This is a genomic window from Rhodanobacter terrae, from assembly GCF_042657005.1.
GTDB lineage: Bacteria > Pseudomonadota > Gammaproteobacteria > Xanthomonadales > Rhodanobacteraceae > Rhodanobacter > Rhodanobacter terrae.
The window spans coordinates 40933-52888 of sequence record NZ_JBHSNG010000003.1 but is presented as its reverse complement, the minus strand read 5'-3'; the positions used below and the strand labels follow the sequence as shown (position 1 = coordinate 52888).

At 66.0% G+C, this 11956-nt stretch carries 13 protein-coding genes and 1 tRNA gene; 6 read left to right on the top strand and 8 right to left on the bottom strand.

All coding sequences use genetic code 11. From position 1 onward, the window contains the following. Positions 1–10: 10 nt before the first annotated feature. The 7 genes from ACFPPB_RS03830 to rsmD all read right to left on the bottom strand — a co-directional run bounded on the left by ACFPPB_RS03830 (position 11) and on the right by rsmD (position 5760). Complete coding sequence (locus tag ACFPPB_RS03830; protein ID WP_377324583.1) at positions 11–1045, bottom strand: TMEM43 family protein; 1035 nt, start codon at positions 1043–1045, stop codon at positions 11–13. Continuing rightward, positions 1045–1917, bottom strand: coding sequence for an MBL fold metallo-hydrolase (locus ACFPPB_RS03825; protein WP_377324581.1), 873 nt, complete (start codon positions 1915–1917; stop codon positions 1045–1047). The genes ACFPPB_RS03830 and ACFPPB_RS03825 overlap by 1 nt, the downstream gene beginning before the upstream one ends. Positions 1918–2028: 111 nt before the next feature. Next, positions 2029–3753, bottom strand: a complete 1725-nt coding sequence (gene ggt, locus ACFPPB_RS03820) for a gamma-glutamyltransferase (protein ID WP_377324579.1) — start codon at positions 3751–3753, stop codon at positions 2029–2031. Continuing rightward, on the bottom strand, positions 3750–4010 hold the full coding sequence (locus ACFPPB_RS03815; protein ID WP_377324577.1) for a YfhL family 4Fe-4S dicluster ferredoxin: 261 nt from the start codon (positions 4008–4010) through the stop codon (positions 3750–3752). Before ACFPPB_RS03815 ends, ggt begins: the two co-directional genes overlap by 4 nt. Before the next feature lie 95 nt (positions 4011–4105). Beyond that, positions 4106–4606: a hypothetical protein gene (locus ACFPPB_RS03810; RefSeq protein WP_377324575.1), complete on the bottom strand. Its 501-nt coding sequence runs from the start codon at positions 4604–4606 to the stop codon at positions 4106–4108. Further along, complete coding sequence (gene coaD, locus ACFPPB_RS03805) at positions 4599–5150, bottom strand: pantetheine-phosphate adenylyltransferase (RefSeq protein WP_377324573.1); 552 nt, start codon at positions 5148–5150, stop codon at positions 4599–4601. Before coaD ends, ACFPPB_RS03810 begins: the two co-directional genes overlap by 8 nt. Positions 5151–5178: 28 nt before the next feature. Further along, positions 5179–5760: a 16S rRNA (guanine(966)-N(2))-methyltransferase RsmD gene (gene rsmD, locus ACFPPB_RS03800; protein ID WP_377324571.1), complete on the bottom strand. Its 582-nt coding sequence runs from the start codon at positions 5758–5760 to the stop codon at positions 5179–5181. Positions 5761–5864: 104 nt separating this feature from the next. Between rsmD and ftsY the strand changes: the two genes are divergently transcribed. The 6 genes from ftsY to ACFPPB_RS03770 all read left to right on the top strand — a co-directional run bounded on the left by ftsY (position 5865) and on the right by ACFPPB_RS03770 (position 10313). After that, positions 5865–7004 carry a signal recognition particle-docking protein FtsY gene (ftsY, locus tag ACFPPB_RS03795; protein ID WP_377324569.1) on the top strand — a complete coding sequence of 380 codons (1140 nt, stop codon included), beginning with the start codon at positions 5865–5867 and terminating at the stop codon, positions 7002–7004. A gap of 22 nt (positions 7005–7026) precedes the next feature. Continuing rightward, on the top strand, positions 7027–8094 hold the full coding sequence (locus tag ACFPPB_RS03790; protein WP_377324567.1) for an AsmA family protein: 1068 nt from the start codon (positions 7027–7029) through the stop codon (positions 8092–8094). Beyond that, a complete protein-coding gene (gene mutY / locus ACFPPB_RS03785) occupies positions 8091–9143 on the top strand; it encodes an A/G-specific adenine glycosylase (RefSeq protein WP_377324565.1) in 1053 nt (350 codons plus the stop codon). The genes ACFPPB_RS03790 and mutY overlap by 4 nt, the downstream gene beginning before the upstream one ends. A gap of 98 nt (positions 9144–9241) precedes the next feature. Continuing rightward, on the top strand, positions 9242–9520 hold the full coding sequence (locus ACFPPB_RS03780; RefSeq protein WP_377324563.1) for an oxidative damage protection protein: 279 nt from the start codon (positions 9242–9244) through the stop codon (positions 9518–9520). A gap of 83 nt (positions 9521–9603) precedes the next feature. Next, a tRNA-Phe gene (locus ACFPPB_RS03775) sits at positions 9604–9679 on the top strand. Positions 9680–9854: 175 nt separating this feature from the next. Beyond that, positions 9855–10313 carry a hypothetical protein gene (locus ACFPPB_RS03770; RefSeq protein ID WP_377324561.1) on the top strand — a complete coding sequence of 153 codons (459 nt, stop codon included), beginning with the start codon at positions 9855–9857 and terminating at the stop codon, positions 10311–10313. Here ACFPPB_RS03770 and ACFPPB_RS03765 read toward each other — a convergent pair. Beyond that, on the bottom strand, positions 10306–11904 hold the full coding sequence (locus ACFPPB_RS03765; RefSeq protein ID WP_377324559.1) for an MASE1 domain-containing protein: 1599 nt from the start codon (positions 11902–11904) through the stop codon (positions 10306–10308). The genes ACFPPB_RS03770 and ACFPPB_RS03765 overlap by 8 nt on opposite strands. Positions 11905–11956: the final 52 nt, after the last annotated feature.

Sequence of the window (11956 nt, the reverse complement as noted above, 5' to 3'; positions counted from 1 at the left end):
GCCGTTGCGCTCAGCGGCGGCGGCGCAGCCGCCAGGCGGTGAGCGAGAAGCCGATCAGGGTGACCGCAAGCCAGCCGCAGGTGGCCGGCCAGTCCGCTCCGATCCACATCACGCAGGCCACGATTCCCACCGCCAGCCCGCCCAGCCCCAGCGCCAGCAGGACGTCACGCTGGCGATGCTGCGCACAGAGCAACAGGAACGCGCCCAGCGCTGCCAGCAGCACGGCCAGTATCTGCCGGCTCATCACGAATTCCGGCGGCACCGGCAGGTCCGGAAACATGTCGAGCAGCGGCACGTCGCCCAGCTCCACGTCATAGCCCTTGCCGTCGGCGGCATCGGCGGCAGCAAGTATCCGGTCGCCGCTGACGCGCCCGACGATGGTCAGCTGCTGCAGCGGCACCTCATCCCAGCTCACCCGCAGATCGCCCAGCCGAGGATCGTCCGGGTGCGCGCTGGTCACCAGATGATTGCGGTAGAGCGTGAAGCTCGCCGCCAGGTTTTCCGGCAGCGACTTCGTGTCCGGGGCGACCTGCTGCGAACCGGGCAGCGCGTGCAACAGCACGGGATCCAGCTTGAATCCGCCCATCTGCACCAGACCGGCATCGAACTGCTTGCCGCTGATCGGGAAGCTGGCCGGGTTGGCGTGGCCGGCCGGCTCCTCGAAGCGACTGGCATCGAGCGGCCGGTCCACCCAGTCCATCTCGTAATGCACTGCGTCGCCGATGCGCACCTCGCGCCACTGGAACATTTCCACATGGCGCAGCAGCACAGGCGTGTTCACCCGCAGGTTGAACTCGGGATCGCGGGGCGCCTCCACCACGGTCGGCGTACCGACCAGCCGCACCATGTAACCGTACTGGCCGGCCTGCGGCAGCATGTCGCTGCCCAGGCTGGTCACCTCACCGCCATGCCGGCTGGCCGCCATCCGATAATTGAGCAGGCCGCGGGCCGTCGTCGCCGCCAGTCCGACCCCGGCCAGCACCAGCAAGGCGCCGACCATGTTCAGGACCAGGGAGTGCACGACAATGCCCTTGCGCATATCCATCAAGCCGCTCCGCCGCAGGTGTGCGGCGGCATGTCGCGCAGCACGCGCCGCTCGTCGACGGTACCGAAACGGCCACGTTCGTCTTGGGTCACCCGTGCCAGTGCGCAATCGTGGTCGTGCGTGAAGAACAGCCGCACATCGCGCGCCAGCTTGTCTTCCAGAAACACGCGTTTCTCGTCGACGAGTTTCTCCGGCCAGCGGTCGTAGCCCATCGTGATCGGCAGATGCACCCAGAAGCGGCCGGGGACGAGGTCGGCGCAGAACACCACGCCACCGACTTCGGCCAGCATCAGGCCCGGCGTATGGCCGTCCGAAAAACTGAAGCGGACCGCCTTGCCCAATGTCTGCGAAAACTCGCCCTCGACCAGCTCCAGCCGCCCGCTTGCCTGCAGCAGCGGCTGCAGTTCGGGCACGAACGAGGCGCGATCGCGCGGATGCGGCTGCAAGGCACGACGCCAATGGTCGGCTCCGACCACGAAGCGCGCGTTCGGAAACAGCAGCCGCGGCGGTTGATCTTTTTCCCACGCCGCCAGCAGCCCGCCGGCATGATCGAAATGCAGATGCGACAGCACCACCACGTCGATGTCCGCGTCGGTCAGACCGACCTCGGCCAGCGAATCGAGCAGCACGTGGCGCGACTCGACCACGCCATAACGTCCGCGCAGCGCCGGCTCGAAGAACGCGCCGATGCCGGTCTCGAACAACACGTTCCTGCCGTCGAGATCCTTCACCAGCAGGCTGCGGCAGGCCAGCGGAATGCGGTTCTCCCCGTCCGGCGCGATCCAGCGCGACCACAGCGCCTTGGGAGCATTCCCGAACATCGCGCCGCCGTCAAGTTGCTGCGAGTTGCCGAGGATCGAGAACAATTCCATGGTTTGGCCTTGACTGGGAACCTCGAAAACCCGCGATCCTGGATCGTCACCCAGGCGTTCGCCGGGATGACGGGCAACGGCCGGTTTTCGAGGCCTTTACTCCTGCTGCATCTATTGCACCTTGCCCAGTCCCGATGGCCGGCGCGGATCGCTGGCCGCGTCGAGTTTGTTGGTCTTGCGATCCCAGGTCACCACGTTCATGAAGCCCCACGACTCGCGCTGTTTCAGCGTGTAGCCCATCCTGGTCAGCGCGTCGCTGGTGGCCGCATCGAATGTACCATCCTCCACCATCACCTCGTCCGGCATGTACTGATGATGGAAGCGCTTGTGCGCGGTGATCTGCTGGGCGCTCTCGCCGTCGATGAAATGAAGGATGCCTTCGAGCACCTGGGTAATGATGGTCGAGCCGCCGGGCGAACCGATCACCGCGGTGCGGTCGGCACCGATCACGATGCTGGGCGACATCGACGACAGCATGCGCTTGCCAGGCTCCGGCGCATTCGCCGTGCTGCCCAGCAGGCCGTAGACATTCGGCTTGTTCGGCACCAGCGCGAAATCGTCCATTTCGTCGTTGAGCAGCACGCCGGTGCCTTCGGCGACGAAGGTGGAGCCCATCGTGTAGTTCACCGTCGAGGTCACTGCCGCCATGTTGCCGTCGGCATCGATGATGGAGAAGTGGGTGGTGTGCATGCCAGGCTCGTTGGCCTCGGCGCGCGGCAGCATCGACGACGGCGTGGCCTTGTCCGGCAGGATGCTCTGGCGCAGGCCGTCGGCGTAGTACGGCGACAGCAGCATGTCCAGCGGCATCTTCACGAAATCCGGATCGCCCAGATAATCGTTGTGGTCGCGGAATGCGCGGCGCATCGCCTCCACGATGGTGTGCACGCGATGCGCCTGATCCATCTTCGACAGATCGAAACCGGACAGGATGTTGAGGATCTCGGCGATCGCCACGCCGCCGGAGGACGGCGGCGGCGCGGTGACGACGCGGTAGCCGCGATAGTTCAACACGATCGGCGTGCGCTCCTTGGCCCGGTAATTGGCCAGATCGGCCAGCGTCCAGTTGCCGCCGGCCGCATGCACCGCCGCGATCAGCTTCTGCGCCGTCTCGCCGCGATAGAAGCCGTCGTCGCCGTGCGCGGCGATCAGTTCCCAGGCGCGCGCCTGGTCCGGATCGCGCCAGATCGCGCCTTCCGCCGGCGGTTTGCCGTCCGGCAGGTACTTCGCCACCGATGCCGGCCAGCGCTGCAGATCCTTCTGCTCCCCCGCGATCGCGCCGCGCAGGCGCGCGTCCGGCTTGAAACCGTCGCGGGCGATCCGGATCGCCGGCGCCAGCGACTGCTGCAGCGACAGGCGACCGTAGCGCTTGGCGATCAGCACCAGGCCGGCCGGCTCGCCCGGAATACCGGCCGAGAGCGGCCCCTTCAGCGCGGTATCGCGATTCGGGCTGCCGTCCGGATTGACGTAGTCCTTGCGGTCGACCGCCGCCGGCGCGGTCTCGCGGGCGTCGATGAAAATGTCGTGCCCATCCTTCGCCCGATGCAGCACGGCCATGAAGCCGCCGCCGATACCGGAGCTCTCCGGCTCCACCACCGACAAGGTCGAGGCCACCGCGATCGCCGCGTCGAATGCGTTGCCGCCCTTGGCCAGAACTTCGAGGCCGGCGTTGGTGGCAATGAAATTCGCGCTGGCGATCGCCGCGTGGCCGGGGCGCGGCTGCAGCGTCGCGGAATGAACTGCCGCCGCCGTTTTTGGAGCACCATCGGCCGCGAATGCCGTGCTGCCGACCAGCAGCAGGCTCAGCGACAGCACACGCCAATTCAGGGGAAAGCTCATGCGGCGGACTCCTTGGCCATCAGGTGGCGGTATTTAAGTTCGAGTTGCCCGGGCGACTCGACATGTTCGGGATCGCTGATGATGCATTCGACGGGGCACACCACCACGCATTGCGGTTCGTCATGATGACCGACGCACTCGGTGCACAACGCCGGGTCGATCACGTAGAACTCCTCGCCCAGCGAGATCGCCTTGTTCGGACAAGCTGGCTCGCAGACGTCGCAGTTGACGCAGGTATCGAGGATTTTCAGGGACATGGCATCGGAGCAGAAATGAGGGAAGAGAGGCGAGAAAAGAGAGAGGCAAAACGCAGCCCCTCCCTGCTCGCTCCTCTCTGCTCACTCCTGCTTTCTTACATGACGACGAAGCGGACGGTGGCGCCGGTCGGCTTCAACGCATCGGTGACGCGCTGTTCGTCGGCCTGGTCGCCGATGAACAGGATGATCACGTCCTTGAACGAACCGGGCTTGGCATCCTTGAAGGCGGCGATGACCAGATCGGCCGTGGTGGCGGAACTCGGACCACCGAAAGCCAGCAGGTTGCCCGGCAGGACGCCACGCGCCACGGTGTCCTGCACGCTCTGCAGCTGGCGGTCGTTCTGCGCCTTGGCATCGTCGGTGGTTCCCGCTGTCACCATGTACGCGTAGGGCTGGTTGGCGCTCATGCCCTGCAGGTTCTTCTGCACGATCTGTCCGAGATAGGCATTCCACCCCTTGGAATCGTTGGGATCGGTCGGCTTGGGCGCCTGCTGCGCCTGCTGCTGGCCGACCTGATCGTTTTCGTGCTTGCCGCAGGCGCTCAAGGCAAGGGTGGCGGTCAGTGCGATGGCAGCGATGAGAGCGAACTTACGCATGGTTATCACCTTCTGTTTCGGGTTGCTTGTGGGAGCCGGTCCGGCTCTTGTGCCAGCGCTGCCGCATGGCCTGTTGTACCGCCGGATGCACAAAACCGGAAATATCCCCGCCCAGGCGGCCGATCTCGCGCACCAGCGACGAGGAAATGAAACTGTATTGTTCCGCCGGCGTCAGAAACAGTGTTTCCGCGCGCGGAATCAGATGCCGGTTCATGCTGGCCAGCTGGAATTCGTATTCGAAATCGGACACCGCGCGCAGGCCGCGGATGATCACGCCGGCCCCGACCTCCTCGATGAAGGTGGCCAGCAGGCAATCGAAACCGCGCACTTCCACGTTCGACAGGTCGGCCAGCGCCAGCCGCGCCAGGGTGATCCGCTCGCCGATGCTGAAGCCCGGCCCCTTGCTGGAGCTGTCGGCCACCGCCACGATGACGCGGTCGAATAGCGGCGCGGCGCGCGCCACCAGATCGGTGTGGCCGTTGGTGATCGGATCGAAGGTGCCCGGATAGACGGCCAGGCGCGGGTTGCCAAGGAGCTTGTTCACGAGACGAAAGCGGCAGCTGAAATTGACCCTAGCTTAACGGAAGCGCGCGCCGATAGAGCGCAAAACGCACCTCGCCGGCATGGCCGTCCCGGTAGAGTTGCCAGTTGGGCGGCAGGGCCGGCACGGTGGTACGCGGCGATTCCACGTAAATCCAGGCCTGCGCGGCAAGCCAGCCGCCCTGTTCCAGTTGCCGGGTCAGCGCCGGCCACAGCTCCAGCGCAAACGGCGGATCGAGAAAGACCAGATCCTGCGCCCGCGGCACACCGCGCAGGAACTGCGCCGCATCGAGCGCCACCACCTCGCCGTTGGTGGCCTTGAGCCGCGCCAGGTTGTCGCGCAAGGCCTGCGCCGCGCGAGGATCGCGCTCGACGAACTGCACGCTGGCCGCCCCGCGCGACAACGCCTCGATGCCCAGCGCGCCGGTGCCGGCGCACAGATCCAGGCAGCGTGCGCCGTCGATCATCGGCGCCAGCCAGTTGAACAGCGTCTCGCGCACCCGGTCGGCGGTGGGCCGCAGACCCGGCAGATCAGGTACCTCCAGCCGCGAATTGCGCAGACTGCCTCCGATGATGCGGATTCGACCCGGCGCCGCCTTGCGTGCGCCGCTCAAGGCGCGGCGTCCCCGGCGGCGGGACGCTCAGCGGTCGGACTCTCAACGGGCTGTACAGGTTGGGGTGTTAGCATGCCGCCCATTGTCTTTGAATCACTGCCGCAATGCTCAAGTTCTGGAAGAAGAAGCCCACCGAAACGGGGCCGGCGCAGCCCCCCAGCGACAAACCCGCCGATGCCGTCGCGCCGGAAAGCGGCGATCCGTTGCTGCAGGAAGCGCTGGCGGAAGTCCCCGCGCCGACCGAAACCCAGCCCGAAGCCGAACGTTTCGTCGCGCCTGCCGTCGAACCCGCTCCCGCCGCTGAGCAGGCGCCGGCCAGGCGCAGCTGGCGCGAACGGCTGTCCGGCAACGCCTTCGCGCGCGGCCTCAGCTTGCTGTTCGTGCGCCATCCCAGGCTCGACGACGATCTGCTGGACGAGCTGGAAACCACCTTGATTACCGCCGACGTCGGCGTCGAGGCCAGCAGCGAACTGGTCGAAGACTTGCGCAAGCGCATGCACAAGCGCGAATTCGCCGACGCGCACGCGCTGCTGGCCGCCTTGCGCCAGGCGCTGATCGCGCTGTTGAAGCCGGTAGCGCACCCGCTGGAGGTGCGAGGGAAGCAACCGTTCGTGGTACTCGTCGTCGGCATCAACGGCGCCGGCAAGACCACGACCATCGGCAAACTCGCCCGCAGATGGCGTGACGAGCATCGCGCGGTGATGCTGGCCGCGGGCGATACCTTCCGTGCCGCCGCCGTCGAGCAGCTGAAAACCTGGGGCGAACGCAACCAGGTGCCGGTGATCTCGCAGGGCCAGGATGCGGACGCCGCCAGCGTGATCTTCGATGCCTTGCAGGCCGCCCGTTCGCGCGGCATCGACGTGCTGATCGCCGATACCGCCGGCCGCCTGCACACCCAGGGCGGCCTGATGGACGAGCTGGGCAAGATCGCCCGCGTGCTGAAGAAGCTCGACGCCGATGCGCCGCACGAAGTGCTGATGGTGATCGACGGTACCACCGGCCAGAATGCCGTGAGCCAGGTGCGCCAGTTCCGCCAGATCGTCGGCGTCACCGGCCTGGTCGTGACCAAGCTCGACGGCACCGCCAAAGGCGGCGTGGTGTTCGCCCTGGCGCGCGAGTTCGGCCTGCCGATCCGCTACGTCGGCCTGGGCGAAACCGCCACCGACCTGCGCGTGTTCGAGGCCGAGGCGTTTGTCGACGGGCTGCTGCCGGCCAGCCTCGGCGAAGGGCATGGCCATGACTGAACCGCAGCGGCGAGGCTGAGCGATGTCGCGCGGACTGCGGTTGATCCTGCTGGCACTGGGCGGCCTCGCGACGACGCTGGTGCTCGTGGCGGTGATTGCCGTCTACCTGGTGCTGCAGCCGGATCGCTTCACCCGGATGCTGCAAGGCCAGGCCCGCTCGGCCGGACTCGAACTGAATCTGGCCAGTCCGGCCAGCCCCACCTTGTTCCCGCGCCCGGCGCTGGATCTCGACGGCATCACGCTCAACGCCGAAGGGGCCAACGCGCCGATCCTGCTTGCCGCGCGCGGCCGGCTCGCGCTGCCCTGGCGTACGCTGTTCGGCGGCCCCACAGTGATCTCGCAACTGCAGATCGACTCGCCCAGGGTCGACCTGGATGCCTTGCAGGAATGGCTGGCCGCCCTGCCCGCACAGCCCGGAAGCGTGCCGCCGAACATCCCGCGAATCGACACCGGCATCAGCATCAAGCGCGGCAGCGTGGTGCGCGGCAATGAGGTTCTGCTCGACAACGTGGCGCTGCAAGCCGGCAGCTTGATTTCCGGCCAGCCGTTTCCGCTCGCTCTGTCCGCCACCACCGCGGCGAACACGCCGCTGCAGCTGCGGCTGTCGGCGACGCCCCGCATCGAGGGCAACACGCTGCAGCTGGACAACATCATCTTGCGCCTGTCGCAAGGCAGCGCCATGACGCTCACGCTCACCGGCAACGCCCACTGGCACGGCGCCGCCGATGCCTCCGCCCGCTTCACCGGCAAACTCGACCAGGCCGGTGCCGGGCAATACGACATTTCGCTGGCGTTGACGCCGGCCGACCAGAACAACCCGTTGCTGCTCGCACTGAAACTCGACGGCCCCGACAACCATGCCGACCTGCGCCTGCCGCCGCTGGCGCTGGCGCACTGGTGGAATCAGCTCGGTGACGAACGCACCTCGCGACTGAGCGTCCCGCCGATGAACGGCCATGCGGAAATCGCCAGGATCGAAACCGGCAGCGTCAGCATCGAAGGCCTCACCGTACAGGCCGGCGACAGCGTGCCCGCAGCCGCCGGCACCGCCGCCGCACCGGCGAAACCCGTCGCCAGCAAGAAGCCATGAGCGCGCCCCTGTCCTCCCGACTGCTGCGCTGGTTCGACCGGCACGGCCGCAAGGATCTGCCTTGGCAGCAGGCGCTCGACGACGGCCGGCGCGATGCCTACCGCGTGTGGCTGTCCGAGGTGATGCTGCAGCAGACCCAGGTCGCCACCGTCATCGGCTATTTCCAGCGTTTCATCGACGCGCTGCCGACGCTGCGCGATCTCGCCGCCGCCGACGAGGACACCGTGCTGGCGCTGTGGTCCGGGCTGGGCTACTACCGTCGCGCGCGCTTCCTGCATCGCACCGCGCAGATCTGCGTCGAGCAACATGGCGGCGAACTGCCGCGCGACTTCGATGCGCTGCGCGCCCTGCCCGGCATCGGCCGCTCCACCGCCGGCGCGATCCTGGCGCAGGCGCATGGACTGCGTTTCGCCATCCTCGACGGCAACGTCAAGCGCGTGCTCACCCGCCATCACGGCATCCACGGCCATCCCGGTGAAAGCGCAGTGGAAAAGCAGCTGTGGCTGCACGCCGAAACGCACACGCCGACCAGCCGCGTCGCCGACTACACTCAGGCGATCATGGACCTGGGCGCCACCCTTTGCATGCGCGCGCGCCCGCGCTGCGAAGACTGCCCGCTGGCCGGTGACTGCACCGCGTACCGCAACGATCTCACCGCACTGCTGCCCAACCGCAAACCCGGCAAATCCATTCCCAGCCGCACCACCTTGATGCTGATCCTGCGCGACGCCCACGGCCGCGTGCTGCTGGAGCGACGCGGACCGCAAGGCGTGTGGTCGGGTCTGTGGAGCCTGCCGGAGGCGGCGAATCCGGACATCGCGTGGCGCACGGCGCAACAGCATGCGCAGATCGACGACGCGCAAATGCTCACCCCGTTCACCCACGTATTCAGCCACTATCGGCTGAACATCGAGCCGCTGCTGTTCGATCGCGCGACAGCGCACCGCGGCATCGCCGATAATCCCCAACTGCGCTGGTGCAGCAGCGCCGAGCTGGCCGCGCTGGGACTGCCGGCCCCCGTACGCACCCTGCTCCAGACCATCGTGTAGGAGCGCACCTTGTGCGCGATGCTTTTTTGAGAGATGAAGAAGAGCATCGCGCACAAGGTGCGCTCCTACAGGCACCGACAAAGATCCGAGGAAAACCCATGAGCCGCATCATTCACTGCGCCAAACTCGGCATCGACGCCGAGGGTCTCGATTTCGCCCCGTGGCCCGGTCCGCTCGGCCAGCGCATCTATGCCGAGATATCCAAGCCCGCGTGGCAACAATGGCTGGCGCACCAGACCACACTGATCAACGAATACCGGCTCAACCCGCTAGACCCGAAAGCACGCAAATACCTCGGCGAGGAAATGGAGAAATTCCTGTTCGGCGGCGACTTCGCCAAGGCTTCCGGCTTCACCGCTCCCGATGCCGAGTCTTGACGAAACGCCGCGCATTGGGTCTAATGCGCGGCTCCACGCATCGACGGCAACCCGCGTGGTTGTCCCATGATCACAAGGTTTCCGGCCGAGTAGCTCAGTTGGTAGAGCAGGGGATTGAAAATCCCCGTGTCGGCGGTTCGATTCCGTCCTCGGCCACCATGTACAGCAATGCCCGAGCCCACTTTCGCAAGTGGGCTTTTTCATTTGTGCGTCGCCAAGCCTGCGCCGCGGAGCCCACCCGAACAGACTAAAGTCATGGTGCCCGGCACGTTTTGTCGGCCGATAACAGTGCTACATTCGGCCGGCAACACTCCACAACGAAGGGGATACCCAGATGAATCGAAAAGGATTCGCCGTTTCAACGGCGTTGCTCGTGGGGCTGATGGCCATCACGCTCGCCGGACCCGCTGCGGCGCAGCAGCAACCGACTGCCGGGCTTGGCAGCGCGTGGCCCACCGATGCGACCGACGTGAGCCTGGCGCCCGGTTACCACGTCTATACCTGGACGAATTCAGGTGTTAAATACATCCAGGTCAACGACTACGCGGGCAATGTCCTGGTGGCCGTGGCCACGGCGAACGGGGCGTTCCTGCCGCTGCCGATGGGCCGCAGTGCGAACAACCTTCAAACGCCGCAGGCCGGTACCACCAGCACGACGTCCACGACAAGCGGCGTAACGCTCTATCAGGACGGATCGGTACAGGTCACGGCCACGCCCCAAACCAGCGGCGCGACGCTTTTCCAGGCTGCCACCTGCACCAATCCGGTCGAGTGCACTACTCACATCAATTGAGCAACTCAAGAGTGGTGCGCTTTTCCGGCACCACTCGTTCCACCGCACGCACCGGCTGGGGGTCGGGTTCGTACACCATCACGCTTATGCACTCGCCATGCTCGGTGGCATGAACGCGAACCTTGCCTTCATGGAGTGCAGCACGATCCCTGATCACGTCCAGACCAAGGCCGCTTGCGGCGAGCCGGTGAAGCAGAAAGCTGCCGCGCACCCTCAGATCCGAATCGGTCGAAAACAGCGCGTCGATGCGGACCACCGCCCAGCGCCGGCCGGCGGATCGGCCGCTGCGCAGGTGAACTGTGAGATCGCCGATGCTGTGCGTGGTACACAGATAGCTGACTCCCTCGCACACCAGACGGTGGATCGCCAGTTGCAAGGTGTCGGACAGCTGATTGACTCCGCCACGCGTGTTGCACCAATAGCCGATGCGGCGGGTGTTGAGGGTTCGCGCGATGCCGCCGTGGCGCAGCGCCGCCACCAGTCCTCGCTCGCGCAGCGCTACCGGGTGCAGGCCATCGGCGAGCTGAAACAACTGCTCCCTGGCCGCCGTTGCCCGGCGCCGCAGTTCACGGGAATCCGCCGCGGGCCGTAGCTGCCGCTCGAACAACAGTTCGTCGGTTGCATGTACGGCCTCGCTTGCCTGCTCGATCCCCAGCGAGGTCTGGCGCAGCTGCGCTTCGCACTGTGCCTGGATGCGACGGGCCAGATCGAGGGATTTGTCCTCGTGTCCGGCGCCCTGCCCCTTCTGCCTATGCAGCTGGGCAATCCGGTCCCCAAACAGCAACATCGACGTGGTGGCAAAGGCCACAAAAACCTCGGCCTGCAGTGTCGACGTGTCGTAGAGTCCAGGCATCGTCACCGCCACCGCGATGCTCGCGATCGCGCCACCGACCACAGCACCAAGCAGGCCGTGGCGCAGCGCGAGCCAGATGACGGGCAGGAACATCAGCATTCGCGCCATCTGCCGCGATCCATCGCCGGAGGCATCCAGCGCTATCCATACGAGCAGCGCCAGCGCGGGCAGCACGAATGCCGCCGTCTCGACACCTAAACGCCCACGCAGGGCCCTCTCGACGGTATGCAGCCAGAGCTCGGCCCGTTTCGGTCGCCCCTCCCATACCATCAGCACCAGCGGCACCAGCGTCAGAATGCCCAGATAGCTTCCGATGAACCACCTTGAAGCCACCACACTATAATTTATGGGCGCAGAACCAGAAGGAACGTTCGCCGTCAGAAGAACTATGACGTTCGCGAGGGTCCACAGCCCGGAAACTACCAATGTGCATACCAGTAGGACACCCATGTGCACCGGGCCACGATCCGGAACGATGTTCAAACGGTCACGGCACACCTTGACCACAGGCATTGCAAGCGCAATCGGCGGAACCAGCATGAGGCTGGCCCAGAGCCAGCCGAAGGTTTCAACGCAAGAAAGACTGGCGTAAGCCACAGGACCCAATTCGCCGACCACCAGCGCTGGCCAGTAGCGATAGGGAACCAGCAGAAGCACGGACAGGCGATAGCCGGTGAAAAGTTCCCAGTGCGACCATGACACCTGCCGCAGCAGCGCATACCCGAGCGCATAGGACAAGGCTACCGCGCCGTGGCGCAGCCATACATTCCATCGCGTTCCATGACTCATC